The 26,715-nt window shown below is 64.5% G+C and carries 30 protein-coding genes and 1 tRNA gene; 7 read left to right on the forward strand and 24 right to left on the reverse strand.

The features are described from left to right. Positions 1–4: 4 nt before the first annotated feature. From AC24YW_RS11920 to AC24YW_RS11955, 8 genes are all read right to left on the reverse strand, one after another. Complete coding sequence (locus AC24YW_RS11920; RefSeq protein ID WP_025032375.1) at positions 5–502, reverse strand: UPF0262 family protein; 498 nt, start codon at positions 500–502, stop codon at positions 5–7. After that, a complete protein-coding gene (gene hisD / locus AC24YW_RS11925) occupies positions 499–1,794 on the reverse strand; it encodes a histidinol dehydrogenase (protein WP_487482909.1) in 1,296 nt (431 codons plus the stop codon). Before hisD ends, AC24YW_RS11920 begins: the two co-directional genes overlap by 4 nt. 147 nt (positions 1,795–1,941) lie before the next feature. Then, on the reverse strand, positions 1,942–2,385 hold the full coding sequence (locus AC24YW_RS11930; protein ID WP_487482910.1) for a DUF2948 family protein: 444 nt from the start codon (positions 2,383–2,385) through the stop codon (positions 1,942–1,944). 125 nt (positions 2,386–2,510) lie between these two features. Then, entirely contained in the window at positions 2,511–3,335 is an 825-nt protein-coding gene (locus tag AC24YW_RS11935) for an alpha/beta fold hydrolase (RefSeq protein ID WP_487482911.1), read from the reverse strand. A 132-nt stretch (positions 3,336–3,467) separates the two neighbouring features. Then, positions 3,468–3,977, reverse strand: a complete 510-nt coding sequence (locus tag AC24YW_RS11940) for a hypothetical protein (RefSeq protein ID WP_487482912.1) — start codon at positions 3,975–3,977, stop codon at positions 3,468–3,470. Between the two features lie 206 nt (positions 3,978–4,183). Next, complete coding sequence (locus tag AC24YW_RS11945; protein ID WP_157283268.1) at positions 4,184–4,492, reverse strand: EthD family reductase; 309 nt, start codon at positions 4,490–4,492, stop codon at positions 4,184–4,186. Positions 4,493–4,616: 124 nt separating this feature from the next. Continuing rightward, positions 4,617–6,323 carry an FAD-dependent oxidoreductase gene (locus AC24YW_RS11950; protein ID WP_487483296.1) on the reverse strand — a complete coding sequence of 569 codons (1,707 nt, stop codon included), beginning with the start codon at positions 6,321–6,323 and terminating at the stop codon, positions 4,617–4,619. A gap of 39 nt (positions 6,324–6,362) precedes the next feature. Beyond that, positions 6,363–6,551, reverse strand: coding sequence for a hypothetical protein (locus tag AC24YW_RS11955; RefSeq protein ID WP_487482913.1), 189 nt, complete (start codon positions 6,549–6,551; stop codon positions 6,363–6,365). A 319-nt stretch (positions 6,552–6,870) separates the two neighbouring features. Between AC24YW_RS11955 and AC24YW_RS11960 the strand changes: the two genes are divergently transcribed. Together AC24YW_RS11960 and AC24YW_RS11965 are read left to right on the forward strand one after the other, a co-directional pair. Then, positions 6,871–6,945 (forward strand) — tRNA-Thr (locus AC24YW_RS11960). A 63-nt stretch (positions 6,946–7,008) separates the two neighbouring features. Continuing rightward, positions 7,009–7,359, forward strand: a complete 351-nt coding sequence (locus AC24YW_RS11965; RefSeq protein WP_487482914.1) for a RidA family protein — start codon at positions 7,009–7,011, stop codon at positions 7,357–7,359. 716 nt (positions 7,360–8,075) lie between these two features. Here AC24YW_RS11965 and AC24YW_RS11970 read toward each other — a convergent pair. The 5 genes from AC24YW_RS11970 to AC24YW_RS11990 form a co-directional block, all read right to left on the reverse strand. Next, complete coding sequence (locus tag AC24YW_RS11970) at positions 8,076–9,644, reverse strand: hypothetical protein (protein ID WP_487482915.1); 1,569 nt, start codon at positions 9,642–9,644, stop codon at positions 8,076–8,078. A 238-nt stretch (positions 9,645–9,882) separates the two neighbouring features. After that, entirely contained in the window at positions 9,883–10,296 is a 414-nt protein-coding gene (locus AC24YW_RS11975; RefSeq protein WP_487482916.1) for a hypothetical protein, read from the reverse strand. 697 nt (positions 10,297–10,993) lie between these two features. Beyond that, a complete protein-coding gene (locus AC24YW_RS11980; protein ID WP_487482917.1) occupies positions 10,994–11,470 on the reverse strand; it encodes a Crp/Fnr family transcriptional regulator in 477 nt (158 codons plus the stop codon). Between the two features lie 47 nt (positions 11,471–11,517). Then, entirely contained in the window at positions 11,518–12,156 is a 639-nt protein-coding gene (locus tag AC24YW_RS11985) for a ferric reductase-like transmembrane domain-containing protein (RefSeq protein ID WP_487482918.1), read from the reverse strand. A gap of 13 nt (positions 12,157–12,169) precedes the next feature. Then, the gene (locus tag AC24YW_RS11990; RefSeq protein WP_487482919.1) at positions 12,170–12,673 is read right to left on the reverse strand and encodes a peptidase associated/transthyretin-like domain-containing protein; all 504 of its coding nucleotides are present in this window, start codon (positions 12,671–12,673) and stop codon (positions 12,170–12,172) included. A 309-nt stretch (positions 12,674–12,982) separates the two neighbouring features. On the opposite strand from AC24YW_RS11990, the gene AC24YW_RS11995 reads away from it, so the two are divergent. Further along, positions 12,983–13,990 carry an LLM class flavin-dependent oxidoreductase gene (locus AC24YW_RS11995; protein ID WP_487482920.1) on the forward strand — a complete coding sequence of 336 codons (1,008 nt, stop codon included), beginning with the start codon at positions 12,983–12,985 and terminating at the stop codon, positions 13,988–13,990. 182 nt (positions 13,991–14,172) lie between these two features. Here AC24YW_RS11995 and AC24YW_RS12000 read toward each other — a convergent pair whose 3' ends face one another. From AC24YW_RS12000 to AC24YW_RS12025, 6 genes are read right to left on the reverse strand one after another with little or no spacing between them, the layout of a single operon-like run. Next, positions 14,173–15,048 carry an amidohydrolase family protein gene (locus tag AC24YW_RS12000; RefSeq protein WP_487482921.1) on the reverse strand — a complete coding sequence of 292 codons (876 nt, stop codon included), beginning with the start codon at positions 15,046–15,048 and terminating at the stop codon, positions 14,173–14,175. 12 nt (positions 15,049–15,060) lie between these two features. Continuing rightward, on the reverse strand, positions 15,061–15,456 hold the full coding sequence (locus AC24YW_RS12005) for a RidA family protein (protein ID WP_487482922.1): 396 nt from the start codon (positions 15,454–15,456) through the stop codon (positions 15,061–15,063). Between the two features lie 24 nt (positions 15,457–15,480). Next, positions 15,481–16,284: a 2-oxo-hept-4-ene-1,7-dioate hydratase gene (hpaH, locus tag AC24YW_RS12010; RefSeq protein WP_487482923.1), complete on the reverse strand. Its 804-nt coding sequence runs from the start codon at positions 16,282–16,284 to the stop codon at positions 15,481–15,483. 3 nt (positions 16,285–16,287) lie between these two features. Then, positions 16,288–17,148 carry a fumarylacetoacetate hydrolase family protein gene (locus tag AC24YW_RS12015; protein WP_487482924.1) on the reverse strand — a complete coding sequence of 287 codons (861 nt, stop codon included), beginning with the start codon at positions 17,146–17,148 and terminating at the stop codon, positions 16,288–16,290. Between the two features lie 52 nt (positions 17,149–17,200). Beyond that, on the reverse strand, positions 17,201–17,818 hold the full coding sequence (locus tag AC24YW_RS12020) for a flavin reductase family protein (RefSeq protein WP_487482925.1): 618 nt from the start codon (positions 17,816–17,818) through the stop codon (positions 17,201–17,203). A gap of 3 nt (positions 17,819–17,821) precedes the next feature. After that, positions 17,822–18,787 carry a Bug family tripartite tricarboxylate transporter substrate binding protein gene (locus tag AC24YW_RS12025; RefSeq protein ID WP_487482926.1) on the reverse strand — a complete coding sequence of 322 codons (966 nt, stop codon included), beginning with the start codon at positions 18,785–18,787 and terminating at the stop codon, positions 17,822–17,824. Positions 18,788–18,917: 130 nt separating this feature from the next. Here AC24YW_RS12025 and AC24YW_RS12030 point away from each other — a divergent pair, with 130 nt between their 5' ends. The 4 genes from AC24YW_RS12030 (at position 18,918) to AC24YW_RS12045 (ending at position 22,637) form a co-directional block, all read left to right on the forward strand. Then, positions 18,918–19,718, forward strand: a complete 801-nt coding sequence (locus tag AC24YW_RS12030; RefSeq protein ID WP_487482927.1) for an IclR family transcriptional regulator — start codon at positions 18,918–18,920, stop codon at positions 19,716–19,718. 263 nt (positions 19,719–19,981) lie between these two features. Beyond that, positions 19,982–21,277 (forward strand): O-acetylhomoserine aminocarboxypropyltransferase, encoded by a 1,296-nt coding sequence (locus AC24YW_RS12035; RefSeq protein WP_487482928.1) that lies wholly within the window; start codon positions 19,982–19,984, stop codon positions 21,275–21,277. 4 nt (positions 21,278–21,281) lie between these two features. Then, a complete protein-coding gene (locus AC24YW_RS12040; RefSeq protein WP_487482929.1) occupies positions 21,282–22,064 on the forward strand; it encodes an alpha/beta fold hydrolase in 783 nt (260 codons plus the stop codon). Positions 22,065–22,133: 69 nt separating this feature from the next. Then, a complete protein-coding gene (locus tag AC24YW_RS12045) occupies positions 22,134–22,637 on the forward strand; it encodes a DUF6496 domain-containing protein (RefSeq protein ID WP_487482930.1) in 504 nt (167 codons plus the stop codon). 14 nt (positions 22,638–22,651) lie between these two features. Here AC24YW_RS12045 and AC24YW_RS12050 read toward each other — a convergent pair whose 3' ends face one another. The 5 genes from AC24YW_RS12050 to AC24YW_RS12070 all read right to left on the reverse strand — a co-directional run bounded on the left by AC24YW_RS12050 (position 22,652) and on the right by AC24YW_RS12070 (position 26,709). After that, positions 22,652–23,605, reverse strand: coding sequence for an aliphatic sulfonate ABC transporter substrate-binding protein (locus AC24YW_RS12050; RefSeq protein ID WP_487482931.1), 954 nt, complete (start codon positions 23,603–23,605; stop codon positions 22,652–22,654). 28 nt (positions 23,606–23,633) lie between these two features. Beyond that, complete coding sequence (locus tag AC24YW_RS12055) at positions 23,634–23,840, reverse strand: hypothetical protein (protein ID WP_487482932.1); 207 nt, start codon at positions 23,838–23,840, stop codon at positions 23,634–23,636. Between the two features lie 486 nt (positions 23,841–24,326). After that, complete coding sequence (locus AC24YW_RS12060; protein ID WP_487482933.1) at positions 24,327–24,938, reverse strand: pyridoxamine 5'-phosphate oxidase family protein; 612 nt, start codon at positions 24,936–24,938, stop codon at positions 24,327–24,329. Beyond that, the gene (gene phnN, locus AC24YW_RS12065) at positions 24,935–25,564 is read right to left on the reverse strand and encodes a phosphonate metabolism protein/1,5-bisphosphokinase (PRPP-forming) PhnN (RefSeq protein WP_487482934.1); all 630 of its coding nucleotides are present in this window, start codon (positions 25,562–25,564) and stop codon (positions 24,935–24,937) included. Before phnN ends, AC24YW_RS12060 begins: the two co-directional genes overlap by 4 nt. Continuing rightward, positions 25,561–26,709, reverse strand: a complete 1,149-nt coding sequence (locus AC24YW_RS12070) for an alpha-D-ribose 1-methylphosphonate 5-triphosphate diphosphatase (protein WP_487482935.1) — start codon at positions 26,707–26,709, stop codon at positions 25,561–25,563. Before AC24YW_RS12070 ends, phnN begins: the two co-directional genes overlap by 4 nt. Between the last annotated feature and the right edge of the window lie 6 nt (positions 26,710–26,715).

A 26,715-nucleotide genomic window follows, 5' to 3' on the forward strand; every position in this document is an offset into this window, starting at 1 on the left:
GTGATCAGCCCTTCCAATGGAGAACAGTAATGAGCGTGAACAGCCGGCGCGAGGTCTCGAAATCGACCCGCACCTTGCCTTTCAGCCGCTCCTGTAGCGTGCGCGATCCCTCGTCGTGGATGCCGCGGCGGCCCATGTCGATGGCCTCGATCTTGTCCGGCGTCGCGGTGCGGATCGCCTGGTAATAGCTGTCGCAGATCATGAAATAGTCTTTCACGATCCGCCGGAACGGCGTCAGCGACAACAGATGCGCGACCACAGGCGTGCCGTCCTCGCGGCGGATGTCGAACATCAGCCGGTTGCCGGTGATGCCGATATGCAGCGTGAACGGGCCCTTTCCGTCCGCACCCTCGGGCGCGAACAGGTTCTGCTCGATCAGATCGTAGATCGCGATCGCCCGCTCGTGCTCGATGTCGGGCCCGGAACGGCCGATCGATTCCTCGTCGAGCGTGACGCCGACGATGCGATTGGTCGAGTCGTCCTGTGCGGGCGGCTTGGTCATGACAGATTGAGGCGCAATCCAATCGAGCGCGAATGGGCGTCCAGCCCCTCCGCCTTGCCGAGCGTCATCGCGGCCGGACCCAGCGCACGCAATTGGTCGGGCCCGCATTTCAGGATCGATGTGCGCTTCATGAAGTCGTGCACCGAGAGCCCGGAGGAAAACCGCGCCGAGCGCGCCGTCGGCAGCACGTGGTTGGAGCCGCCGACATAATCGCCGATCGCTTCGGGCGTGTGCGGCCCGAGGAACACCGCGCCGGCATTGCGGATCTTCGCAGCGAGCGCGTCGGGATCGACGGTCATAATCTCGAGATGCTCGGCGGCGATGGCGTCCGCGAGCGGGATGGCGTCCCCTAAGTTCTTCACCATGATGACGGCGCCGAAATCGGCCCAGGACGCACCGGCGATCGCAGCGCGCGGCAGCGTTTTCAGCTGCGCCTCCACCGCCTTTTCGACGTCGGCGGCGAGGCGCGAGGAGTCCGTGATCAGGATCGACTGCGCGCTGGAATCGTGCTCGGCCTGCGCCAACAGGTCGGCGGCGATCCAGTCGGCATTGCCGGTGTCGTCGGCGATGACGAGCACCTCCGAGGGGCCGGCGATCATGTCGATGCCGACCTTGCCGAACACCAGCCGCTTGGCGGCGGCGACATAGGCATTGCCCGGGCCGACGATCTTGGCGACCGGCGCGATGGTCGCTGTGCCGTGCGCGAGCGCGGCCACCGCCTGCGCACCGCCGACACGATAGATCTCGGTGACACCGCCGAGATGGGCGGCCGCCAGCACCAGCGGATTGAGCTTGCCGTCCGGCGAGGGCACCACCATCACGAGGCGCGACACGCCGGCGACTTTGGCCGGCACCGCGTTCATCAGCACCGAGGACGGATAGGCGGCCGTGCCGCCCGGCACATAGAGGCCGGCGGATTCGATTGCGGTGTAGCGCCAGCCGAGCTCGACGCCGAGCGGATCGGTGAAGCGCTCGTCCTTCGGCAGCTGGCGGCGGTGATAGGTCTCGATGCGGTCGCGCGCGAGCTCGAGCGCATCCAGCGTCGCAGCCTCGCAGGCCTTCACGGCGGCCTCGATCTCGGCGGCGGAGACGCGCAAGGAGGATGCATCCAGCCTCAAGCGGTCGAACTTGGCCGTCGCCTCGAGCAGGGCGGCATCGCCACGCTTGGCCACGTCATCGACGATCGCGCGCGCGGCGGCCTCGACGTCGGCCGAAGCCTCGCGCTTGGCGGCGAGGAAGGCGGCGAATCGCTGGTCGAAATCGGCGCTGCTGCGGTCGAGGCGAACGGGCATGTTTCGCTTGGCTTCCGGCTGGTCTTGAGGGGCGGATCGGCGCAACCAGATCCCCTGCTCAATGGCGCGGCGGGGAAGCTGCGTCAACCCTCGGCAGATGCCGTTCCGGCCGGGGCCGGAGCCCCATTCGGCTGGTATACGGCTGCTTCACCCCTCCCCCTCGATTCCCGTGCCCAGCGTGTCGGCGCCGAGGTCGGTCAGCTCGCATTCCAGGCACTCGACGTCCAGGCGGATGGCGCCGCCCTGCGCGAACAAAAGCAGGGCGCTGCCGCCGGGCTCCTCGGCGCGGCCGTCCTGGGGGTGAAATTCAATGCCGACGAGGTCCAGGACCTTGTCCGGCGCGGCGAGGTCGATGTTGCGCGACTTGCAGGCGAGCACACGGTCGAAACGGAGCGCTGCGACCAGCCGGCGCGGCTCGGTCTCGGCCGCCAAGGTCTGCTCCCAGTCCAGCCGGCTCATTCCGACCACGAGCCGTTTCTCGCCCTGCCGCCAGATGATGTCGGACGCCTGGACACGAGCGTCCTGGACATGGGTCGAGATCACGGCGAGATCGTCGGCGTCGAGCGCGATTAGTTTGAGCTGGGGCGACATCGCCGGCGCCTCTCCTGGAGTGGACGGGGCTCAACGCGCACGAGCCCCGAAATTTCCACACAAGTTAGGCGCTCGCCGGTCTCGCCGCTACGCGGCGAGGCGCCCTTCCCACAACAAGGGAAGCCTCATTCCTTGAAAAACGCAAGGAGATCGGCGTTGATCGTCTCAGCATGCGTGGTCGGCATGCCGTGGGGGAATCCCTTGTAGGTCTTCAGGATGCCCTTCTTCAGAAGCTTGGCCGAGAGCGGCGCCGAGTCCGCGTAAGGCACGATCTGGTCGTCGTCGCCGTGCATCACCAGCACCGGGACGTTGATCTTCTTCAGATCCTCGGTGAAATCGGTTTGCGAGAACGCGACGATGCCGTCGTAATGCGCTTTGGCGCCGCCCATCATGCCCTGGCGCCACCAGTTCTCGATCACGGCTTCCACTGGCTTTGCGCCGGGGCGGTTGTAGCCGTAGAACGGGCCGGCGGCGATGTCGCGGTAGAAGGCCGAGCGGCCGGCGGCGAGCTGGGTCTGGAAATCGTCGAACACGCTTTTCGGCAGGCCGCCGGGATTGGCCGCGGTCTGCACCATCAGCGGCGGCACCGCCGAGAGGATCGCGGCCTTCGCGACGCGGCTCTCGCCGTGGCGGGCGATGTAGTGCACGACCTCGCCGCCGCCGGTTGAATGGCCGACATGGAGCGCGTTCTTGAGCTCGAGATGCGCGGTGAGCGCGGCGAGATCGTCGGCATAATGATCCATGTCGTGGCCGTCGGCGACCTGCGCCGAGCGGCCGTGGCCGCGGCGGTCATGGGCGATGACGCGATAGCCGCGCGTGACGAAGTACATCATCTGCGCGTCCCAATCGTCGGACGACAGCGGCCAGCCATGGCTGAACACGATCGGCTGGCCCGAGCCCCAGTCCTTGTAGAAGATCTCGACGCCGTCTTTGGTGGTGATGGTGGGCATGGTGGGGGCTCCTTGTTGCATCTCGGTCATTCCGGACCACGCGAAGCGGGGATCCGGAATCCAGAGATTGTTGCGCGAGATTCCGGGTTCATCGCTGCGCGATGCCCCGGAATGACGGCGGGATGTCAGTGATCAGGCAAACGCCAGGGGCTTGTAGCGGCGCCAGGCGCCGATGGTCAGCACGACGAAAAACACCAGCACGATGCCCTGCACCACGGCGAACACCGGCCCCGATGGCGGCGCCGGCGGCACGGCGGGCGCGAGCGCGGCAAGCGCGGGCACCTTGAGGAACGACTGGATCACCAGCACGAAGACGTTGAAATAGAGCGAGACCATCGCGGTGACGATGTAGACCGGGCGCCAGATGCCGGCGAGCTTCATGCCGTAGAGCGCAAGGCAGGCGATCGCGAGCAGCACCAGCGAGATAATGCCAATGACGTGCGAGGGCAGCAGCTCCTTGAACGGAAACAGGAAGCCGGTGGCGCTGGTGAGAATGGTGAAAGCTAAGAAGATCGCAGTCAGGCCCGGCATCGACCTCGAGCCGAGCAGGCCGAACATCACGACGAGCCCGGCGACGATGGCAATCAGGCTGATGATGACATGGATCAGCGTGAGAGCGGGCAAACTCAAGCCAAGCATCATGACATCTCTCCTACACTCCGCGTTGAGGTGACGAGAGTAGTATTACGATCCTCATCGGATTACCACCTGCCTTGTCGTCACATGCATGAGCGCAGCCATGCGTCGTCGTGCGAAATCGACAAGCGCATGACTGATCTTTTTGCAGCGCTGTCACAAACGACAGCAGTTTGTGATCTGCGGGATTCAACGAAAGTTGAATCGATCTCTCACACGTTCTTGGTGTCGAAGATCAGGATGTCGGCGCCGCCGCTGGCGAATTTCGGCACGTCGGCGCCAGTCGCCTTGCCTTCCTCGCTGGCAAAGGCGGCCTGGATGTCGGCGACGCTATCGAAGGTGAGGATGGCGACGAGATGGATTCCGGAAGGGCCTGCGGGTGATGCGACCGGCCCCTTGCTGACGGCGTAGTTCTTCAGGCCGGGAAGCTTCTTGGCGAGCGGGATGTGCGTCTCGGCATAGTACTTGTCGAAGGCGGCAGCATCCTTGGGTGTCTTGTAGAGCACGACGATTTCAGCCATTTGGTCCTCCCTGGGAATCTTTGTTTTCCACGCGCTATTGACCTCGCGACGAGGCGATAGTCTCGCGGGACGCGGCACGATGGCAAGCCACTTTCGGCTTGCCATTGCCTTGTCTTGTCCTTGCCTAAAGCGCCGGTTTTGCGGCGTCGCCGAGATAGCCGTGCAGGGAGGCGACGACCTGCGCGCCCTCGCCGATGGCGCCGCCGACGCGCTTGACCGAGCCGGAGCGGACGTCGCCGACGGCGTAGACGCCGGGCACGGAAGTCTCCAGCGGCGCGACCAGCTTGCCCTGGTTCTGCTCCGACTGCGCGCCGGTGACGACGAAGCCGCCGCGATCGAGCGTCACGCCGCAACCGTCGAGCCAGGACGTGGCGGGATCGGCGCCGACGAACAGGAAGAGATTGCGAATGTCGGCGGAATCCTCGTCATCCGACAGTCGGCTCTTCCAGCGGATGCGCCGCAGCAGCGAGGCCTCGTCGCCCTCGAGTGCGGTGATCTCGGTGTTGAACATCAATTCGATGTTCGGGGTCGCTTCGATGCGCTCGATGAGATAGCGTGACATGCTGGCGCCCAAGCCGCCGCCGCGGATGATCATCAGCACTTTCTTCGCGTGACCCGACAGGAACACGGCGGCCTGGCCGGCCGAATTGCCGGCGCCGACCAGAGCCACCTCCTCGCCGGCGCAGAGCCGCGCCTCCACGGGCGAGGCCCAGTACCAGACGCCGCGACCCTCGAACTTGTCGAGGTTGGCGATATCCGGACGGCGATAGCGCGCGCCGCTGGCGACCACCACCGAGCGGGAGCGCAAGGTGTCGCCGCAATCCAGCGCCAGCGCGAAGGTGCCGTTGGCGCGCGAGCAATCCAGCGAGCTCACCGACATCGGAATCATGATGTCGGCGCCGAATTTCTGCGCCTGGGTGAAGGCGCGGCCAGCCAGCGCCTGGCCGGAGATGCCGGTCGGGAAGCCCAGATAGTTCTCGATGCGCGCGCTGGCGCCGGCTTGGCCGCCGAAGGCGCGGGTATCGACGACCGCGACCGAGAGACCTTCGGACGCCGCATAGACCGCGGTCGCGAGCCCCGCCGGCCCGCAGCCGACGATGGCGACATCGTAGATGCGGTTGTCCTTGGCCCCGCCGATCATGCCGATGGCGCGGCCGAGTTCGGTCTCGCTGGGATTGCGCAGCACCGTGCCGCCGGGCGTGACGACGAGCGGCCAATCCTCCGGCTTCGGCGAATAGCGCGCGATCAGTTCGGCGGCGTCATGCTCGCTCTCGGGATCGAGCAGATGATGCGGCTGGCCATTGCGGGTGAGAAAGCCCTGCAGGCGCACCACGCCGGCGGAGTTCGACGGCCCGATCAGCACGGGGCCGCCGATGCCGTCCTGGATCAGATTGACCCGGCGCAGGATCAGCGCGCGCATGATGCGCTCGCCAAGCTCGGCTTCGGCCACCAGCAGCGCGCGCAGCCGGTCCGGCGGGACGAGCAGCACCTCGACATCGCCTTCGGCGCGGCCGTCGACCAGCGCCGGCCTGCCCGAGAGCTGGCCGAGCTCGGCCAGAAATTGCCCCGGCCCCTGATCGATCACCGGAGTGACGTGACCGAGACCGTCGCGCTGGGTGATGGCGACGTGGCCCTTCAGCACCACGAACATGCCGGGCCCGGGCTTGCCGGTCTCGAACAGCAATTCACCGTCCCCATAGGTGCGGATTTCACCGAAATGCCTGATCCGTTCGATCTCGGCGGGCGTCAGCGTCGGAAAGGTCTGCTCGGGGCGGGTAAACCGCATCAGCTGCGCATCACGGTCGGCTCGTTGTGTGTCGTCCTGCCCCATGGCCACTGCATGCACTCCAAAATTTCCAGCCGCCGGCGTTCAACGAGAGGACTTGCCGGCGGCCCCCTCATTTAGGGAACCATCGTCGTTCTGCGAGTGGTCGGTGCTTGCGGCGCGTTCGCGCGCCTGCACCTTCCGCCGCTTCAGGTTTTCGCGCAGCGCCGATTTCAGCCTGTCGTCCCGGGACGCCCTCGCCTGCCTCGCGCTCTTGTCGGTCTCGTCAGCCATCGCCGCTCCATCCCAGCAACCGGCGACAGGATGCCATCGAAGTGTGGCAGCTCAAGAGGCGAGACGATAGGACCCCTTGCGAAACGCAAGATGGATCGAATCCGGACCCCCACGCCAACTGACCAGTTGGACAGGGATATCCGGACCCCGAAATGGCGTGAAGGCGGTCAGTTCGAGCGAAAACGGGGATTTTGGCGCCGATATCGGCCCGATTTTCTCGTTTTGGCGGGGCTTGCAAGCTTGCGCAGGAGGGGGGCTTGTGGCAGATATCGGCCCGCTTGGTAGGCCCCTCGGGCGGCCGATTCTTGTCCCAGCACATGCTGCCGTAGCTCAGTGGTAGAGCACTCCATTGGTAATGGAGAGGTCGACAGTTCAATCCTGTCTGGCAGCACCAGCTTTCCTCATCGACGCGAGCCCTCCACCCGGCAGCGAGCCCGCAACAGCCACGGACGCGATCGTGATCACACGTTCCCTGCCCTATGACGGACTGCTCCACGAGATCGTCGAGCACAATGGCGTGCTCTATCTCGGCGGCATCGTCCCTGAAGATGCCGGGCTCGACATGGCGGGCCAGGCCGAGGATGTGCTGCGCCAGTTGAAGACCTTGCTCGAGGGGGCCGGCTCCGATCTGTCATGCGTCCTGCAGGTGACGATCTTCATGGCCGACCTCACTGAGAAGGCCGCGTTCAACCAGGTGTGGAAGCGCTATTTCACCGCGGAGCAACTGCCGGCGCGTGCCGCGATCGGCGTTGCGGATCTCGGCCCGGGCGTCAAGCTGGAGCTGACGGCGACCGCCGCCCGCCGCTGATAGACGACGGGGCATCGGCGAGCCGAAAAAGCTCGGTCGCTTCGCGAGCACTCCACACATGGCGCAGCATTCTCGCGGCCCGAAAACGCCCGAGTTTTGCTTGTTTCCTTGTCCCTCTTTGAAGAGAGGGCGCAGGGAAGGCCGGGTGCCGGCTGGCACCCATGATCCGCCGCGCGAAGAATTTGCACACGCAAATGCGCAGACGGAACGACAGGTGGGCCGGAAACACCCGGCCTTCCCTGCGCGATGGTTTGACGGCTTATGCCTGCTCTCCCCGGAGCCGAGTTCCTTCTGGCCTCCGTCGCCTCGCGAATTGACGATGCCTTCAGACCCGGTTGAGCCCAAAAGCATCTCCGCAAGGCTTGACCGTAGCAACGACGGTCAGGACCACACGGTTTTGCCGTACGCAGCTTCCGGCTCGGCCCAGAGGCTTCGCCGGATGTTGGCGCCGTCCGTTCCGCACGCCGTGAGACCTCACGAGGTTCATCTCGCCCTGGTCCCGCCCCGCGTGCCCGACGCAGCCGCGTCCACCGCACCCCGGCCCTCGTTCGTTGCGACGTACGATCGCCCCTCTCCTCGGGCCGGGATGCGCGATGGATACTTTAATTCCGAATTTCGGTAAAGTGGAATATTTTGTGAGGGAGGGTTGACGGGGGCTGCGCGGAACGCGGGGGTGTTTTGCCCGACGGGCCGGAGTAAGGTGACTTACGGAACTTCTACCCCGGCAGAAAGCTCCGCAGAAAGTCAATGATCTGGCCAATGTGAGGTTTGAGTGAGTTGTAGGTCTTCTGCCAACTTTCGATCGTCTCACCTGCAGTTTTTCCCTTTTGCAGGATCGACCAGATTCTGTTGTATGCACTTGCTATGATGTAGCTTTGAGATTTTTGGGGGTCAGCAACGACAATCGGGTCATTAGGCGGTCTTGGTCGGGTCCGATCGACGGGCGGCAGATCCTCGACAGGGAGCGATTTGATCTCTGTCGCAGGTTTTGTCGCCTCGTCGATCGCCGGCGAAACACTGTCATCAAATACGGCTGGGGTTTGCTCGTGAATGATTGCTCGGATCGCAGTCACTGCATCGCGGGACAATGGCTGGAGCAACCGACCAGTGTTTACGGAGTGATAATGTCTCTCGATGTCCGGGTAGAATGATCTTAGCGCGATGTGATCTTCCAAAAGGACTGACAACCTGCTCGCAAAGACTGCAGGAAGGATCGCTTCTTCGACCGTGAAAAGCTTGTTGAGCGTTCTAGCCTCCCCGTCTGCGAGCAGCAGATTTCCGGTACCAACGTCCGTGGGCAGCCAGTCGAGATAATCTTCCAGAATTTGGGCGTACTCGGATCGGCCCTGAAAATTCGGAGACGATGCCACATCGATTAACTGCCGGGCTCGGTTCTTGCACGCCAGTAGAGTGTTTCCATGGTCGCGAGATGCAGCTGCGCTGGGGAGCGTTGGCATCGAGAACGGACCTGGCTCTATTCCGATTCGCCCGTCCGATCGAAGCCCGATCGCGATAGGACTTACAATTCCTTCAATCGCAACCGGGTCAGGTTGCAGTGTAGCAAGACGTTGGATGATCTCCCTGTTTGCTGACTCAGGATCCTGCCAAGGGAGCTTCCGGTGCAAGTCGGTGTAAGCAGCAGCCTGAGACCGATGACCAGCATCTCCAGCGAGCAACTTGTTGAACCAATCAATCCATACCGACCAGTGATCCGCCTTCTTGAGCAGCGCTGTTGCTAGCTGGGTCCAAAGAAATTGGGCGCGCTCCGGTTGAATGGGGTGCCACAGCGGCGAGGCCATCAGATCGCTGAACGTATTACTTTCGTGTGCAAGCCTTTTGAACTTACTGCTCTTCAAGCTTTCGATGTCGAGCTGAATGGATTCGATCAATTGATCCTTAAAGCCACACTCCGCCGCAGCATCAACGCAATCTGCTACGGTGTTCGCAGCTATATCGTATACGGCTTTGGCCGAACTCCGTCTCATGCGCGAGTCAACAATCTCAGCCGCGGTGCGCGCGGCTCCGGCCGCAGCATGTGCAGCAATTGAACTCACGCTAATGGCGCTGCTAGCCGCTTCCATTGAAGATTGTATGTACCAGTTTCCCAAGGTCTCATTTGGAAATTTTGCAGAGTACAAAGCAGCGGCACTGGCACGCAAAATCGGAAGTATTTCGGCAACCTCGCCGAGGTGAAGCGACGCAGTCGGAATAGTTCTTAAATTGGCGCGCGCTGCAATGACGGTCGACCATTGGAGAGGCTGTTCCTGCAGCCACTCTCTGAACATGACTGCATCAGAGATCGCTGACGCCTGTGGTGTAAAATGCTTTCCCTGACCTAGAGACCTTGGCACGTTCGTGCACCTTTTCGAAAAATATTGGAAGCTCTTAGAAGTTTTGATTTATATATGGCAGCACTGATCACCGACTGCGAGCGCAGCCTCTAGGCCTATAGAGTTTCTAATAATCAATTGGATACAAGCATTGCGACTGCACCTGCGATCACAGCGGCTAACATGGCAGAACTCACAACCACGTCCCAAGCAACTGAAATATGAAGCCCCCTAACAACAGATAGAAGCCTGTAGCGCCTTCAAAAAAAAGCTTGTTGCGTATCCACATGCCAGCAGGAGCGTCAGGATTATCGATTATCCGTCGGGTAATATGCGACGGTGGACCGAAGGGAAATTTCTTCTCGTCGCCGTAATTTCTGATCATCTCGTCGAACAGACCGCTAATGTGTAGCTGCACCACGCCGCTGACATCAAGCAAAAGGCCCGCGCTATTCACCCATTTTTCGCGCACCGTGATTTCGATTAAACCAAAGCCAATGACCAGACAAAATGTAGCCGATGCCAACATAATGATGAGCAAGACCCGGTACTCAAACCGAGGGATGCCTTGCTTCCAATATTGATAGTCGACCCACCAGCCCGGCACGATTCTCCCTCCCAGATTCTCCGTGAGGTTGCAATATACAACATACACGGAAAGCGGTATGGCCGTATTCGATGATCGGCAACAAGGCATGATGGGGTTTCGCAAGTGCTCACCTGTCGCGCCTCTACCCTCACACGGCACGTTGACCCCTCATTTCATGGTGATAATCTTTCCGCTCGCAGCCTGTCCCGGGAGGACACGATGGGATGGTTCGACCGCCTGTTTGGAAGGATGTCGGAGCCGACGATTCCTCTCTTTGCGAGATTTCGGCGGAAATCGAAGGCACCGACCGACCCTGATCTTCTGAAAATCGCCAAGGACCGGAAGGGGCATGTGTCCCGCCGAGCCGTCAGGGACGAGTATAATCGGCTGGTCCTGGAGAAGTACGCGCACGACAAGTCGTGATTGCCAGGATCCATCGAGGCCGATCTCCGTGGCTAACATGGCGGTTCGCGACGGCTCTACCCTCTGCGCGCCAGGGCTATCGCAGTTGACTCGTTGCGCGGCCTGCACGCACGCCTCGTCCTTCGAGACGGCGCTGACGCGCCTCCTCAGGATGAGGCTAATCAGCGTCAGTGCCCTTTGAAACTGTGGCCACGCACTGCGTCCTCATCCTGAGGAGCCTGCCTCAAGCGGGCGTCTCGAAGGATGGCCGCAGGGAAAAATTCTCAAATTCAATCGCCCTGCCTGTGCACCATCAATGGTCGCCATTCCTCTGCAGCGCCGCAAACCGCTCGTCCGAACGGCGCAGCCGCCGGCATAGCTCGCGGTTGATGTTCTGCAGGACGATCACGTAAGCGTGGATGTCGGCCTTGTAGCAGGCGTAGAGCTTTTGGGCCGTCAGCTCGTACAGCACCGTCGGCGCCTCCGCGACGACATTGGCGGAGCGGTTCTGCATTTCGATCAGCGTCATCTCGCCGAAGAAATCGCCAGGCTCCAGACGCGATATCGGGATGACGCTGCCCGCATGGGTCCGCTTGCTCACCGCGAGCCGGCCGGACTTGACGATGAACATCGAGCGCCCCGGCTCGCCCTCGGCCACGACGGTCGCGCCGGCCTCGAAACGGCGCTCGACCAGCATCGAGATCAGGAGGTCAAGACTTGTCTCCGAAAGACCGCCGAAGAACGGCGTCGCCAGCAGGAACGCTTTCAGATCGGGGGGCGTGACGATCATTGCGCCAAGATACGCCCCGCCGCTATCTGCGGCAAGCAAGGCGCCGTTCATTGCTGCGCGGCACTCTCCCCGCGCGTCGTCCTTCGCTTCCGCCACACCTGCAGGTCAATCAAGACCTTCACCGTCGCGGCGAGGACGAGCGCGCAGAGCGCCGCCTTGGAGATCGTCTCCATCGTCCCCTCGATCAGCAGGCAATGGACCACGCTGCCTGCGACGATGACGACGGCGAGGGGAACATGGATGATGCGCCAGGTTCGCGGACGCAATCCCAATCGCCTTCGCAGCAGAGCCAGGAGGGCAACGATGAAGATGGCCCACATTGCGGTCACGCCGAAGGGGGAGAACGGCGTCGGCGACGAAAAGGTCAGCGCGTCGACCATGTCGGGCGGGCTGGTGATCCAGAGGCCGGCGACGTGGATCAGAATCGCCAGAACGAGCGTGCCGCCAATCCAGTGATGGGCGCGCCTGCCGCGATAGGCCGACAATCCCGGCAGGTAGCCGCCGATCAGCAAGGGCTGCACGAGCACGAGTCCGAGGGCGATGATCCCGGCGAAGCCGGCGACAATGTAGACAGGATCGCGCCATGCCAGCTGCTCGCTGGCTGCAGCAGCTGCGAACGGCACGCCAATCGCCAAGGCAAGCGCGACCCAGATCAGGGGCGCCCGGGCCAATCTCCATCGCGTCATCTGCAAGTCGGGTTCAAGCCGGCTGCAGCACGAAGTGCGCCTCGAGGCTGGTCTCCTTGGCGCTCCGCATCACCGGCCGCAGGAAGACGGTCTTGAACTCGCCGCTGTCATAGGCGAGGTGGCCGTGCGGCTGGCCGAAGATCGGAATGATCTGCGGCATCTCCAGCCGGAACTTGCCGTCCTTGTCGGTGAGCGTTGCGCCGTGGCTCTGCGGCTCGTGCTCGCGCCCTTCGACGGTGTGCGCCCAGATCTGGATGCGTTGCCCGGCCAGCGGAGCCCCGTCGCCCGCGCGGCGCACGGTGCCGCTCATCCAGAAACCGCCCTTGCCGATCCGCTCCACGATCGCCGCGCCCTTGCGGTAATTGTTCGCGCCGCCCGACATCGACTCGGTCGGCGCGAGGCCGCTCGCACGGGCGGGCAGCAGGAGACCGGAAGCGCCGGTTGCCAGTAGCCCGGTTGCGACGACGGAGCCGCCGGCCGCGAGGAGATTGCGGCGGGTGAATACGACCGTGGTCATGTCAGTTCCTCCTGGCAGCAGCGCAGCTGCTTCCCGCAAGCTACAATACCAAGTGCAAAACGCCCAGTTGGCACGAGGGGCGCCAGGGCCTGCAATAACAGTGTTGTGAACGGAGGCGCGGACCGCCCGAGCAGCTTCGTAGGATGGGTAGAGCGCGGCGCAACCCATCAAGGCCGAGTTCAAACGATAAACATGATCGGTTTCGCTTCCGCCTTCGCTCTTTGAGCTACGGCGGACAAGTCGCTCTACCCATCCTACGCGCTGACACTACATGTCATTTCCATATCCTCCTCTCCCGGACTCCCCGACATGATCCCCTTCTCCGTGCTCGACCTCGCACCCATTCGCCAGGGCGGCGACGCGGCACAGGCGTTCCGCAACTCGCTCGATCTGGCCCAGCATGCCGAGACGTGGGGCTTCAAGCGGTTCTGGCTCGCCGAGCATCACAACATGACGGGCATCGCGAGTGCGGCCACTTCGGTGGTAATCGGACATGTCGCGGGCGGCACCAAGACGATCCGCGTCGGCTCCGGCGGGATCATGCTGCCGAACCACTCGCCGCTGGTCATCGCCGAGCAGTTCGGCACGCTGGAATCGCTCTATCCCGGACGGATCGATCTCGGGCTCGGGCGGGCGCCGGGCACGGACCAGTTCACCGCGCGGGCGCTGCGGCGCGACCTCGCCACCAGTTCCGAGAATTTCCCGCATGACGTGCTGGAGCTGCAGGCGCTGCTCGGCGACGTGCAGCCGAACCAGGCGATCCGCGCCGTGCCCGGCATGGGCACCAAGGTGCCGTTGTGGATTTTGGGATCGAGCACCTTTGGCGCGCAGCTTGCCGCGATGCTGGGGCTGCCGTTCGCCTTCGCCTCGCATTTCGCGCCGCAGATGATGATGCCGGCGCTGCGCGAATATCGGGCGCGGTTCGAGCCCTCGGCGCAGCTCGACAAGCCCTATGCGATGATCGGCGTCAACGTGTTCGCGGCCGACAGCGATGAAGAGGCGCAGCGGATGTTCTCCTCGCTGCAGCAGCAGTTCATCAACCTGCGCCGCGGCACGCCGGGGCCGCTGCCGCCGCCGGTCGACGACATGGACGCACTGTGGTCGCCGGCGGAGAAGGCCGGCGTTGCGCAGGCGCTGTCGTGCTCGGCGGTCGGCTCGCCCGATGTGGTCGAAGCAAAGCTGAAGGCGCTGATCACTGAAACCGGCGCGGACGAATTGATGACGACGGGGCAGATCTACGACCACACGGCACGGCTGCGCTCGTTCGAGATCGCAGCCGAGGTGCGGGATAGGCTTGCGAAGCAGCCGGCGGTGTGAGGGCCCGATTGTCGCGGCGATGAAGGTGCGCCTCCCCCGCTTGCGGGGAGGGCTGGGGAGAGGGTGCCTCCGCAACGGGACTATCCCCTAGAGGAAAGAGCCTTCACCCCGACCCTCTCCCGCACGCGGGAGAGGGAGCGCACCGTGCGCGTGGCGAGGTGCTCGGCCCAATTCTCTCATGCCTAATCCGCAAAGCCGAACAGCTTGGCCGGATTTTTCACCAGGATCTTCTCCAGCTCGGTCTGGTCCGCGACGTAGCGGTACATCAACTCGAGCAGATCGGCATCGTTCGGCGGCTGCTTCACCGAGACCGGATGCGGCCAGTCGCTGGCCCAGACGCAGCGGTCGGGGGCGGCCTCGATATAGGCGCGCGCGATCGGGATCACGTCGTCGTAAGGAGGACCGGCCTTCGAGGTCTTCTCGCCGAGCGAGAGCATCACCCAGAAATTGCCCTTGGCGAGCAGCTCCAGCATCTTGCGCAGATTCGGATCGTTCCTGCCGGCCTCGGGGTCGGGCCGCGCCATGTGGTCGATCAGCACGGGCACGTCGAGATTCTCGTATTTGGCGACGCTCGAGACGATGCCGTCCTTCTCCGGCTGGATCTTGACGTACCAGCCGAGCTCGCGGATGCGCGCGATGGCGCGGGCGAAATCGGCATCCGACAGCACGGCGCCGAGCTCCTGGCGGAAGCTGAAGCGTGCGCCGCGCACGCCGGCGTCATGCAGTTTTGCAAGATAGGCATCGTTCGCTTCGGCGAACACCAGCGCGTTGGCGCAGCCGCGATAGTTTGGCCCCATCGCGGCAAGGCCGTCGAGCACGACGGCATGGTCGGCGCCGTAGGTCGTGGTCTGCACGATGATGCCGCGCTCGATACCGAGCGTCTTGTGCATGCGCAGCGCCGCTTCCCAGGTCGCGGTCGGCATCCGATAGGCGGCGCCGGGGCGCTCAGGATATTTCTCGATCGGCCCGAGCACGTGGAACTGGCTATCGATGGTCTTCGGCGGCGGCGCCTTGATCGGGCGGCGCGGGTTGGGATCGAACGGCAGATAAGTCGGCATGCAAGCGCTCCCTCAGTCGATCACGGCGGTGAAATCGCATTGCACCAGCGCGCCGCCATCCATGTTGTCCATCGGCAGCGCGTGGCGCGCGGGGCGCGAATGCTCGTCCGGAAACATCTTCAGCCATTCGACATTGACCGGGCCGCGATTGCCGCGGTCCTTCAGCCACACCGTCATCTTGATGATGTCGGCGGTCGAGCCGCCGGCGGCCTCCACCGTCGCCTTCATATGCGCGAACATGTTGGCGCATTGGGCATCCAGGCTTTCGGGCATCGCGTTGGTCGCGGGATCGCGGCCGAGGATGACGCCGGACATCACGAGATTGCCGATGCGGCAGGCATTCGGAATCGGATTGACATGCTTGAAGCCGCCGATGTGGATGCTCCTGCGCCGCGTTTGACCACTCATGGTGCGCTCCCTTTTATTGTTGCTTCAGACGAACTGGCATGACACGGAGCCGAAGGCGCCGTAATCGGCATGGAAGGTGTCGCCGCGGCGGATGTCGACGGGACGCGTGAACGATCCCGCCAGCACGACCTCGCCGGCCTTGAGATGCTCGTCATGCGGCGCGAGGCGGTTGGCGAGCCAGGCGATGCCGCTCGCCGGGTGATTGAGCACGCCGGCGGCAAGGCCGGTCTCCTCCAACTCGCCGTTGCGGAACAGCAATGCGCCGATCCAGCGCAAATCCGCATCCATCGGGCGGATCGGCCGGCCGCCGAGCACCAGCGCGGCATTGGCGGCGTTGTCCGAGATCGTGTCCATGACCTTGCGGGTCTTGCCCGTCTCGGGGTCGACGCGGTGCATGCGCGTCTCCAGAATTTCCAGCGCGGGCGTGACGTAGTCGGTGGCGTTGAGCACGTCGAAAATCGTGCAGTCGGGCCCGCGCAGCGGCGCCTTCAGCACGAAGGCGAGCTCGACCTCGATCCGCGGCGCGTGGAAGCGGTCGAACGGAACAGGCGTGGCATCGGCATAGAACATGTCGGCGAACAGCACGCCGTAATCGGGCTCATTGATGCCGACCGCGTTCTGCATCGCCTTCGAGGTCAGGCCAATCTTGTGGCCCTTGATGATGCGGCCGCGGCCGAGCTGGAGCTTGGTCCAGGCGCGCTGGACCGCGTAGGCATCCTCGATGCTGAAATCGGGATATTCTTTCGTGAACATCGGGATCAGCGTCTTGGTGCGCTCGGCTTCGTCGAGGCGCGCGGCGAGGCGTTCGATCGTGGCAGTGTCCAGCATCGTTTACTGCTCCGCGGCCACGGTGTTGCGCAGCACGCCGATGCGGCTCGATTCGACCTCGACGACGTCGCCGGGCTTCAGCCAGCGCGGCGGATCGAAGCGGGCGCCAGCGCCCGTCGGCGTGCCCGTCACGATCATGTCGCCGGGCTTCAGCGTCGCGAAGGTGGAGAGATAGGAGACGATGAAGTCGAACGGAAACATCAGCCGTTCCGTGGTGTCCTGCTGCCGCACCTCGCCGTTGACGCGCGTGGTGATGTCGTGCGGCCCGCGCGGGTCGAGCTCGTCGGCGGTGACGATCCACGGGCCGATGCTGCCGGAGCGATCGAAGTTCTTGCCCTGCGTGACGTTGAACTTGCCGTGGCGCAGCCAGTCGCGGATCGTGCCCTCGTTGCACAGCGTCATGCCGAAGATGTGCGACCACGCGCTTTCGCGCGGAATGTGGCGGCCGCCCTGCCCGATCACGATGACGAGCTCGCCTTCATAGTCGAGCTGATCGGAAACCTTGGGCTTCTCGATCGGCTGGCCGGAGCCGGTCATCGAGGACATGCTGCGCACGAACAGGCTGGGATATTTGGGCAGGTCCGAATTGTCTTTATACTCCGCGTTGCGCTCGGCGTAGTTGACGCCGATGCACCAGAGCTTCTCCGGCGCCAGCACCGGCGGCAACAGGACGAGCTGGTCCAGCGCATGATCCGGCTTCTGGCCGGCGACGGCTTCCTGCGCATCGGCGAGCGCGTTGGCCGCGATCAGCGCCTTCACGTCCGAATAGTCGCGGCCGATGCGCCTGGTCAGATCGACCACGCCGCCGTCCACGGCCGCGCCGTAACGCGCCTCGCCGTCCAGCAGATAGCTCAGCAGTCGCATTGTATGTCCTCCGATGATCTTGAGGCCGCGTCCGGCGATGAGGCCCGCGCGCTCAGTCTTTCGATTTGGGCGTCTGGAACACGCTGCCCAGCGTCACGATCTCGCCGAGGCGGGCGTAGCGCGGACCGCCGATGCGCGCGATCGGGTCGAGCGCTTTCGTCTCGACCTTGCCGTCGTTGACGAGACCGTCGCGCAAATGAAACAGCACGACCTCGCCGACGATGAGCCGGCTCTTGGCGTCACCGAATTCGAGGCACTGCCGGAACCGGCACTCCATCGCGACCGGCGCGGCGGCGAGCCGCGGCACCTTGATGCGCTCGCTCGCGAGCGTCTCCAGGCCGAGATGCTCGACCTCGCTGATCTCAGGCGGATGCTCGATGGATGAGTCGTGCACCGCCGACATCAGCGGCATGTCGGCGATGTGGATCACGTATTCCTCGGTATCGAGGATGTTGTGCGCGGTGTCCTTGTATTCGGCGCCCTTGCGGCCGACGCTGATGGCGAGCATCGGCGGCTTCTGCGAGACGAAGGTGAAGGCGCTGAACGGGGCGAGATTGAGCACGCCCTTAGCTGACAGGCTCGTCACCCACGCGATCGGGCGCGGCACCACGATGCCGGTCATCAAGCGGTAGATGCGCTCGGCGCCGAGCTCGGTCGGGTCGATCCGCATCGATCAATCCGCCCTGATATTGGCCTTGCGCACCACCGGAATCCACTTGGCGTCCTCGCGCTCGAGATAGGCCCTGAACTCGCCCGGCGTCATCGGCGTGGCTTCGCCGCCGAGCTTTTCGAACTTGTCGATCACGGCCGGGTCTTTGAGAATCGCGACCAGCGTCTCGTGCAGCTTCTCGATAACCGGCGCCGGGGTACCTGCGGGCGCGAACAGGCCGGTGAAGGTCTGGCCGTCGAGATCCTTGTAGCCGAGCTCGGCGAAGGTCGGCACGTCGGGCAGCGACTTCAATCGATGCGGTGAGGTGACGGCGAGCGCGCGGAACAGGCCCGCCTTGATGTGCTGCAGGCTAACGGTGAGCTGGTCGAAGGCGAACTGCACCTGGCCGCCCAGGAGATCGTTGATCGCCGGCGCGTTGCCACGGTAATGCGCCGTGACCCATTGCAGCTCGAGGCTGGACTGCATCAGCTCGCTGAGCAGGTGGTTGGTGGTGCCGGGGCCGGGCGAGGCCATGGTCAGCTTGCCGGGCTCGCGCTTGGCGAGGTCGAGAAACTCCTTAAGCGTCGTCGCCTGCACCGAGGGATGAACCTCGAGCACCAGCGGCGTCATCGAGATCGTCGAGATCGGCATGAAGTCCTTTTTCCAATTATAGGCTTCGCGCTTGTTGATCTCGGTCGCGAACAGCACCGGGCCGTTGGCGCCGACGAACAGCGTGTAGCCGTCGGGCGCCGATTTCGCGAAGGCTTCGCCCGCGATCATGCCGCCGGCACCGGCCTTGTTCTCGATGACGAAGGGTTGGCCGAGCTTTTCCTGGAGCTTGTCGGCGACGATGCGCGCGGCGCTGTCGACATTGCCGCCGGCGGGATAGGGCACGATCAGCTTGACGTTGCGCGCCGGCCATTGCTGGGCAGAGGCGGGGCCCGCCAGCATCGCGGTGGCAGCAGCGATGGCAATCCAGATTAATCTCATGTTAACCTCCCGGCGGCGCTTCAATTCCATATCGGGTGCAGATGACGTCGTGCATGGCATCCCGATCGGAACGCAATCTCCAGATGCGCGCTTGCCCTGTCGAGTGAATTGTGGCGTTCTCGTCCATATTATGGACAAGAGACGCGCAACGACATCCGCCCGCAGCGCCGTGGAACCGCGACAGGGCGCGCAGGCGATCCGGCGCGCGCTCGCGGTGCTGCGCATCCTCGCCGCAGGACGCGAGGACGGTGTGCCATTGGCCGAGGTGGTCCGTACCACGGGTCTCACCCGCCCGACCGTGCATCGCATCGTCCACGTGCTGATCGAGGAAGGCATCGTCGAGCGGCACCAGCGCACCGGCCGCTACGCGATCGGCAACCAGGTACCTGAGCTCGCGCTGGCGCGTCCACGGCCCTCGCGGCTCCTGGTCGCCGCAAATCCGTCGCTGCAGCGCGCGTCAGCCGCGATCGGCGACACGCTGTTCCTCACGGTGCGCACCGGCAACGACACGCTGTGCGTCGATCGCCGGATCGGCGTCTACCCGATCCAGGTGCTGTCGATCGAGGTCGGCGCGCGGCGGCCGCTCGGCGTCTCCAGCGCCGGCGTTGCCATCCTTGCCGCGATGCCGGCGCCGGAGGCGCGAAAGATCGTTGCGGCGAACGAGAAGAGGTTCGAGGCCTACCGGACCGACGTCGCGACCGTGCTCGGCGCGGTCACCGCCGCCAGGCGGCTGGGATACGGCATGAGAGAGATCGGCCTGGTGCAGGGGACGAAATCGATCTCGACCTGGATCAAGACGCCGGACGGGCAGCCGGCCGCGGCGATGACCGTCTCCGCCGTTCGCACGAGGCTCGGCCCAAGGCGCGAGCAGGAGGTCGCGGAGATTTTGCTGCGCGAGGCGCGGATCATCGAGCAGGCGATCGGGGGGTAGGGGACGTACGGTGCCGGTTCTTCGCCTCTCCCGCTTGCGGGAGAGGCCGACGCGCTCGCAGAGCGCGGCGGGTGAGGGCTCTCGCCACACAGGGACATACTCGGCAAATTCTCAACACCCCCAACGCGGAGAGACCCTCTCCCCAACCCTCCCCCGCTGGCGGGGGAGGGAGCGCACAGTCATCGGTGTTGTCAACGGGCTGACTTGGCACACAGTTTTGTGGCACAACGGCCGCCATCACCGACCGTCCAACGAGGCCACGCATGCCCGCGCCGAAACCGCCTGCCTTCGAGACCCTGAGCCTGCATGCGGGCCAGCATCCGGATCCCACGACCGGCGCCCGGGCGGTGCCGATCTACCAGACCACATCCTACGTGTTCCAGGATTCCGACCACGCCGCCGCGCTGTTCAACCTGGAGCGCGCCGGCCACATCTATACGCGCATCTCCAATCCGACCACCGGCGTGCTGGAAGAACGGCTCGCGGCGCTGGAAGGCGGCGTCGGCGCGATCTGCACCGCCAGCGGCATGGCGGCGCTGCACCTCGCCATCGCCACGCTGCTCAATGCCGGCGACCACATCGTGGCATCGAGCTCGCTCTATGGCGGTACCATCAACCTGTTGGCGCACACGCTGCCGCGCTTCGGCATCACCACGACCTTCGTCAAGCCGCGCGATCTCGACGCGTTCCGTGCGGCGATCAAGCCGAACACCAAGCTCGTGATCGGCGAGACCATCGGCAATCCCGGCCTCGAGGTGCTCGACATCCCCAAGGTTGCGGCGATCGCGCATGAGGCCAGGATTCCGCTTCTGATCGACAATACCTTCGCCACGCCCTATCTCAGCCGCCCGATCGAGCTCGGCGCCGACATCGTGATGCATTCGGCGACCAAATGGATCGGCGGCCACGGCATTGCGATCGGCGGCGCCGTCGTCGACGGCGGCCGCTTCGACTGGCGCGCATCGGGCAAGTTCGGCGTGCTGACCGAGCCCTATGGCGGCTATCACGGCATCGTCTTCGACGAGCAGTTCGGCACCGCCGCTTTCATCATGCGCGCCCGCACGGAAGGCCTGCGCGATTTCGGCGCCTGCCTGTCGCCGACCAACGCGTTTCAGCTGCTCCAGGGCGTCGAGACACTCGGCGTGCGCATGGACCGGCACATGCAGAACACGCTATCCGTGCTGGAGGCGCTGAAGTCCAACAAGGCCGTGGACTGGGTGCTGCACCCGTCGCTCGAGGACCATACGGACTACCAGCTCGCCAAGACGCTGCTGCCGCGCGGTGCGGGCTCGATCGTCTCCTTCGGCATCAAGGGCGGCCGTCCCGCGGGACGCAAGTTCATCGAGAGCTTGCGGATGATCAGCCATCTCGCCAATGTCGGCGACGCCAAGACGCTGGTGATCCATCCGGCCTCGACCACGCATCAGCAGATGGATGCCGAGCAGCTCAAGGCGGCCGGCATCGGCGAGGAGTTGGTGCGGCTCTCGGTCGGTATCGAGACCGCAAGCGACATCATCGACGACCTCAACCAAGCGCTGCGCATCTCGCAAAAGGCCTGACACCATGAAGCTTTCCGTCAACGGCGCCGATGTGTTTGTCGCAACCGGCGGCCGCGACTTCGACAAATCCCTGCCCGCGGTGGTCTTCATTCATGGCGCCGGCTTCGACCATTCGACCTGGGCGCTGCATACGCGCTGGTTTGCCCATCACGGCTTTGCCGTGCTGGCGCCCGACCTGCCCGGCCACGGCCGCTCGGCTGGATCCTCGCTCTCGACTATTGCCGAGATGGCCGACTGGACTGCGGCGCTGCTCGATGCGGCGGGAGCTGCGAAGGCGCATCTGATCGGCCACTCCATGGGCTCCCTGATCTCGCTGGAGACCGCCGCGCGGCATCCCGACAAGGTGTCGGCGCTGAGCCTGATCGGCACCGCCGCGACCATGACGGTGGGTCCGGATCTGCTCAAAGCCGCCGAAGCCAATTCGCAGGACGCCAACGACATGGTCTCGATCTGGGGCCTCGGCTTCAACGCGGAGCTCGGCGGCAGCCTGGCGCCGGGCCTGTGGATGCATGGCGGCGCGCAGGCGGTCCTCAGGGCATGTAAGCCGGGCGTGCTCTTCAAGGATCTGTCGGCCTGCAACGCCTATACGAATGCGCTTGCCGCTGCCGCGAGCGTGAAAGTGCCGACGACGCTGATCCTCGGCGAGCGGGACATGATGACGCCGGCGAAGGCCGGCAAGGCGCTCGCCGCGGCGATCCCGCATGCAAAGACCGTCGTGGTGCCCGGCGCCGGCCACATGATCATGGCCGAGCGCCCGGACGAACTGCTGGCGGCGCTGCGGAACTAAGCGGATCAATCTTATGTCTTGCGCGTTGCGGTCAGACATCCCTCTCACTCAAGACAGGGGAACCCGACCATGCCGAGACAGGAAGTCGTTCGCAAAGCCAGGCAAGACAAGCGCGCCGGCAAGTCCGCCAGCACGCAGGCCGGCGAATTCGTCAAGGACCAGATCGACAAGATTCGCAAGGGCAAGCACGGCGCGCGCTCGACCAAACAGGCCATCGCGATCGGCCTGTCCGAAGCACGGCGCGCCGGCGTCGATCTGCCCCCGCCGCGCAAGGGGCGCACCAAGAAGGCGACACGGCGCAGTGCCAAATATGCCTATGAGGTCGGCCAGGGCAAACGCACGCCGAAGCGGAGGCCGAAAGTATCGCGCGCCGTCACGAACGTCCTGAAGAAGGAACCGCGCTCGACCGCATCGCGCGGTGCGCTGTCGAAACAGGCCAAGCGCGCCGCAAGCCGCCGAACCGCAACGTCTCGTTCAGCCGCCGCGCGCAAGGCAAGCCACACCAAGGGTGCCAAGGTCCGCTCCGCCGCCGCCAAAAAGGCGGCGCGCACCCGCGCGCGGCGGCGGAGCTGATCAGGCGCGCCGGTTCAGGAGCCTGGATTCCACTTCCAGACGATGCCGGAGACGTTGACGGGTTTCGGGATCAGGCCGAGCTTGGCGAAACGGTCGGCGACCGCCTGCTGGCTTGCGATGATCTCGGCATCCAGCGGCACCACGCGGAAGTTGGAGCGACCCACGAAGCGCCTGACGGCTTCGATGTCGACGCCGGTCGCGTCTGCCTGCGCTTTGGCAACGTCCTCGTGGTGTTCGTTTGCCCAGACGCCTTCAGACGCGAAGGTGGTGTTCAGCTTCGCCACCAGCGAAGGATATCTATCAACGAAATCCGTGTTGGCGATGTAGAAGGCATTCGGCTTGTGCACGTCCTTGTCGAAAGCAATGACGCGCGCCTTTTCCTTCAGCTCGGCGAGCGCCAGATAGGGATCCCAGATCGACCAGGCATCGACTGAGCCCTTCACGAAGGCCGCGGTCGCATCGGCGGGCGCGAGCGGCGCCGGCGTGATGTCGGACCAGGACAGGCCGGCCTTTTCGAGCGCAGCGACGAGGAGATTATGCGCGCTCGATCCCTTACCGAAAGCGACGCGCTTGCCCTTGAGATCGGCCAGCGTCTTGATGGCCGAGTCCTTCGGCACGATGATCGCCTGGGTGTTGCCGTCCGACTTCACCGCAGCGACGTAGCGTATCTTGGCGCCGCCGGCCTGCGCGAAGATCGGCGGGGAGTCGCCGACATAGCCGAAATCGACGCTGCCGACATTGATGGCTTCCAGCAGCGGCGGACCGAACTGGAAGTCGACCCATTTGATCTCGATGCCGAGCGGCTTGAAGGCGTTCTCAAGCGTCTGGCGCTGGCGCACCGCCGGGAAGAAGCCGCCCTTCTGCGTGCCGATGCGGATCTCCGCCGGCTTGTCCTCGGCGTGCGCGGGTGCAGTCAGGGCCGTCGCAAGCAACAGCGTCGTTGCCAGAATGTGTCGTCGCGTGATCATTTGCAAATTCCTTTCGCTCTGCTGGTGCTCAGATTGAGAGAAGGTGCCGGCGCTCTGCCAACACGGCACGGGCTGCCCGTTCGGCCTCGCGGGCCGAATGGAACTGGCGGCCTTCGAGGCTGTCGAACAGACGCTCGGAGGAGAAGAAGCGGAAGCCGCGCTCATCTCTCGTAATGATGCCGGCGGCGCGGTCCTGAATCTCGATGATGTAGGCGTTCGACTGGGTCTGGGACATGACTGCTCGTTCGCCGGTGGCTCGGCGTTCCTGTTCCGGGAGTGTTGGTGCGGAGAGTTGCTAGAAGGCGGTCAGCAACAACAACAGGCGCCCGTGGCTGCCGAGACACAGCGCAGCATCATGCAAGCATGCATGTCGTTCTGACTGCGCTGGTGATCGATTTTCATATCGCGGCTTGGGCTCGAGAAGCAGTTACGATGCTGCGAATATCGAACGATCGGCGCGATCGGTCAATGAAATGGCTATCCATATTTGGCAGCGTCGCGCTGGAGCATTTCTCTTGCCGAAAGCACCGGCAGCCGAAATCATCTCATCCGGCGCTTCTTCCCTTCTCCCGTTGCGGGAGAAGGTGGCGCGAAGCGCCGGATGAGGGGTATCTCTCCACGAACGCGATCGCGAGAGATGCGCGAATGGAGAGATACCCTTCACCCGTCTCGCCGCTTCGCGGCGAGGCACCCTCTCCCACAAGAAGAGAGGGTAAGAACATCACCACATCGTCGCCGCCGCCCGTTCTGGCCAAGCGCGATCGTACTCCGCGCCACCGACCTTGTTGTCACTCATCTCCGCGAGAATCTGCCCCGGCGTCGGCAGCGTTTTCGGATCGACGCGCTTGTCGGGATTCCAGAGCTCGGAGCGGACGATGGCGCGAGCGCATTGGAAGTAGATTTCCTCCACGTTCATCACCATGACGCTGCGCGGCGCCTTGCCTTCGACCTTGAACGAGGCCAGCAGCTCCGGATCGACGGAGAGATGCGCGCGGCCGTTGGCGCGCACTGCATTACCGGAGCCGGGGATCAGGAACATCAACGACACGCGCGGGTCGCGCACGATATTGCGCAAGGAATCGACCCGGTTGTTGCCGCGGCGGTCGGGCAGCATCAGCGTCTTGGGGTCGTGGACGCGGACGAAGCCGGGCAGATCGCCGCGCGGCGAGCAGTCGATACCCTCGGGCCCGATGGTGGCGAGCGCAGCGAACGGCGCCTTCTCGATGAAGGCGCGGTAGAGCGGAGTGACGTGGTCGGCGACTTTGACGGTCGAGGCGTCGTTGGTGGCGCCGTAGATGGCCTCGAGCTGCTCGACCGTTTCGATCACCGTCATTCCATTCTCTCCGTGTTATTGCCGGCAACTTGATCCTGCCAGCCTTCATTCCTGATTACGCGCACCAGCTGGCGGCTGTGATAATCCGCGCTGCCGGCATTGACGATGGTGACGTCCGCGTGTGCCGACGCCTCATCGACGCTGCGCGACAGCCGCTCGGCGATGTTGCCATCGCTCTTCCGGGCGCGCGCGGCGAGCCGCCGCGCCAATACCTCCGGCGGCGCCGTGATCACGACCACCACGACGTTGGCATAGACCTGGCGCAGGGCGGCGATCACGGTGCGTGAGACGTTGACGACGATGGTGCGGCCCGCGCGGATGTCGTCGTTGATCTCGAGCGGCAGCGCATAGGAATGCCCATGCGCCTCCCAGTGCACGGCAAAGTCGCCGTGCTCGCACGCGCGGCGGAATTCGTCGGGACTGACCGCGATATTGTCCTCATCGGCGGACGACGCGCGCGTCACGATGCGGCGCGGGAAGACGATGCCGGGATCGTCGCTGCAGGCCGCCTGCGCCAGTCGCAACAGCGTATCCTTGCCGGCGCCGCTGGGGCCGACCACGAGCACGAGCCGGCCGGGGCCGATCGCACCCGTCTCGCCCTCGGCCGTGGCCATGGCCTCGCTCATGCGACGCGGTGTCCTTCGCGCCAGACGCTGCGGACCACGGGAACCTGGCCTGCGACATGGACGCGGATCAAGTCGGCACGCTTGCCGGTCGCGACCTCCCCGCGGTCGGTGAGCCCGACCGCTTCGGCGGGCGCTTTGGTCACGGTGCGGACCGCGGCAGGAAGGCTGATCGCGGGCACATGCTCGGGCAATTGCAACGCGGCCATGAGAAGGCTCGACGGGATGTAGTCCGACGATAGGATGTCGAGCAGGCCTTCGCGGGCGAGATCGACCGCCGCGATGTTGCCGGAGTGCGAGCCGCCGCGCACAACGTTCGGCGCGCCCATCAGGATGTCGATGCCGGCCTGGTGCAGGCCGCGCGCGGCCTCAAGCGTGGTCGGGAATTCCGCGACGGAGACGCGGTCGCGCACGGCGTCCGCGACGTTCTCCTCGGTGGTGTCGTCGTGGCTCGCCAGCGGAATGTTGTACTCATGCGCCAGCGCCACGATCTCGCGCATGTTGGCCGCGGCATAGAGCCTCTGATACTCGAAGCGCTTTGCGAACAATTCGTCGAGCTCGGCATCGGTCTTGCCGCCGCCCTTGCCGCGATAATAGTCGCGCAGCTTGACCTCATCGCGGAACTGGCGCTGGCCCGGCGTGTGGTCCATCAGCGACATCAGCTTGACGTCGGGACGATCGATCAGCTCCTTCGCTTCCTCGACCACGCTCGGCATCGGGATCTCGCAGCGCAGATGCAGGAAGTGATCGGCGCGCAGCAGGTTGGCCTCGCGCGCATTGGTGATCGCGGCGGCGAGCACGCCGGCGCGGCCATCGACCTCCTCGGCGCCGTCCTCGCGCCAGACCCGGAGCGAATCGAACACGGTGGTGATGCCCGAGGTCGCAAGCTGGCCGTCATAGGAGATGACGGCGGCGACCGGATTCCAGAACACCTTTGGCCGCGGCACGTAATGCGCTTCGAGATGGTCGGTGTGGAGCTCGATCAGGCCGGGCATGATCAGATCGCCGCCGGCGTCCTCGGCACCCGCGGGCGCCCTCCCCTCGCCGATCTCCGCAATGCGGCCGTCGGCAAGCGCGAGCCAGCCCCGCTCGATCACCCGGTCAGCCAGCACGATCCTGGCGTTGGCGATCACGGATTCCTTCTTCATGTCCCC

The sequence above is a fragment of the Bradyrhizobium sp. USDA3516 genome (assembly GCF_057651995.1).

What these genes read in the sequence shown, in the direction of transcription:
- AC24YW_RS11920 (WP_025032375.1), bottom strand. Translation starts at nt 502, where the DNA reads ATGACCAAGCCGCCCGCACAGGACGACTCGACCAATCGCATCGTCGGC.
- hisD (WP_487482909.1), bottom strand. Translation starts at nt 1,794, where the DNA reads ATGCCCGTTCGCCTCGACCGCAGCAGCGCCGATTTCGACCAGCGATTC.
- AC24YW_RS11930 (WP_487482910.1), bottom strand. Translation starts at nt 2,385, where the DNA reads ATGTCGCCCCAGCTCAAACTAATCGCGCTCGACGCCGACGATCTCGCC.
- AC24YW_RS11935 (WP_487482911.1), bottom strand. Translation starts at nt 3,335, where the DNA reads ATGCCCACCATCACCACCAAAGACGGCGTCGAGATCTTCTACAAGGAC.
- AC24YW_RS11940 (WP_487482912.1), bottom strand. Translation starts at nt 3,977, where the DNA reads ATGATGCTTGGCTTGAGTTTGCCCGCTCTCACGCTGATCCATGTCATC.
- AC24YW_RS11945 (WP_157283268.1), bottom strand. Translation starts at nt 4,492, where the DNA reads ATGGCTGAAATCGTCGTGCTCTACAAGACACCCAAGGATGCTGCCGCC.
- AC24YW_RS11950 (WP_487483296.1), bottom strand. Translation starts at nt 6,323, where the DNA reads ATGGGGCAGGACGACACACAACGAGCCGACCGTGATGCGCAGCTGATG.
- AC24YW_RS11955 (WP_487482913.1), bottom strand. Translation starts at nt 6,551, where the DNA reads ATGGCTGACGAGACCGACAAGAGCGCGAGGCAGGCGAGGGCGTCCCGG.
- AC24YW_RS11970 (WP_487482915.1), bottom strand. Translation starts at nt 9,644, where the DNA reads ATGTTCAGAGAGTGGCTGCAGGAACAGCCTCTCCAATGGTCGACCGTC.
- AC24YW_RS11980 (WP_487482917.1), bottom strand. Translation starts at nt 11,470, where the DNA reads ATGATCGTCACGCCCCCCGATCTGAAAGCGTTCCTGCTGGCGACGCCG.
- AC24YW_RS11985 (WP_487482918.1), bottom strand. Translation starts at nt 12,156, where the DNA reads ATGACGCGATGGAGATTGGCCCGGGCGCCCCTGATCTGGGTCGCGCTT.
- AC24YW_RS11990 (WP_487482919.1), bottom strand. Translation starts at nt 12,673, where the DNA reads ATGACCACGGTCGTATTCACCCGCCGCAATCTCCTCGCGGCCGGCGGC.
- AC24YW_RS11995 (WP_487482920.1), top strand. Translation starts at nt 12,983, where the DNA reads ATGATCCCCTTCTCCGTGCTCGACCTCGCACCCATTCGCCAGGGCGGC.
- AC24YW_RS12000 (WP_487482921.1), bottom strand. Translation starts at nt 15,048, where the DNA reads ATGCCGACTTATCTGCCGTTCGATCCCAACCCGCGCCGCCCGATCAAG.
- AC24YW_RS12005 (WP_487482922.1), bottom strand. Translation starts at nt 15,456, where the DNA reads ATGAGTGGTCAAACGCGGCGCAGGAGCATCCACATCGGCGGCTTCAAG.
- hpaH (WP_487482923.1), bottom strand. Translation starts at nt 16,284, where the DNA reads ATGCTGGACACTGCCACGATCGAACGCCTCGCCGCGCGCCTCGACGAA.
- AC24YW_RS12015 (WP_487482924.1), bottom strand. Translation starts at nt 17,148, where the DNA reads ATGCGACTGCTGAGCTATCTGCTGGACGGCGAGGCGCGTTACGGCGCG.
- AC24YW_RS12020 (WP_487482925.1), bottom strand. Translation starts at nt 17,818, where the DNA reads ATGCGGATCGACCCGACCGAGCTCGGCGCCGAGCGCATCTACCGCTTG.
- AC24YW_RS12025 (WP_487482926.1), bottom strand. Translation starts at nt 18,787, where the DNA reads ATGAGATTAATCTGGATTGCCATCGCTGCTGCCACCGCGATGCTGGCG.
- AC24YW_RS12030 (WP_487482927.1), top strand. Translation starts at nt 18,918, where the DNA reads ATGGACAAGAGACGCGCAACGACATCCGCCCGCAGCGCCGTGGAACCG.
- AC24YW_RS12035 (WP_487482928.1), top strand. Translation starts at nt 19,982, where the DNA reads ATGCCCGCGCCGAAACCGCCTGCCTTCGAGACCCTGAGCCTGCATGCG.
- AC24YW_RS12040 (WP_487482929.1), top strand. Translation starts at nt 21,282, where the DNA reads ATGAAGCTTTCCGTCAACGGCGCCGATGTGTTTGTCGCAACCGGCGGC.
- AC24YW_RS12045 (WP_487482930.1), top strand. Translation starts at nt 22,134, where the DNA reads ATGCCGAGACAGGAAGTCGTTCGCAAAGCCAGGCAAGACAAGCGCGCC.
- AC24YW_RS12050 (WP_487482931.1), bottom strand. Translation starts at nt 23,605, where the DNA reads ATGATCACGCGACGACACATTCTGGCAACGACGCTGTTGCTTGCGACG.
- AC24YW_RS12055 (WP_487482932.1), bottom strand. Translation starts at nt 23,840, where the DNA reads ATGTCCCAGACCCAGTCGAACGCCTACATCATCGAGATTCAGGACCGC.
- AC24YW_RS12060 (WP_487482933.1), bottom strand. Translation starts at nt 24,938, where the DNA reads ATGACGGTGATCGAAACGGTCGAGCAGCTCGAGGCCATCTACGGCGCC.
- phnN (WP_487482934.1), bottom strand. Translation starts at nt 25,564, where the DNA reads ATGAGCGAGGCCATGGCCACGGCCGAGGGCGAGACGGGTGCGATCGGC.
- AC24YW_RS12070 (WP_487482935.1), bottom strand. Translation starts at nt 26,709, where the DNA reads ATGAAGAAGGAATCCGTGATCGCCAACGCCAGGATCGTGCTGGCTGAC.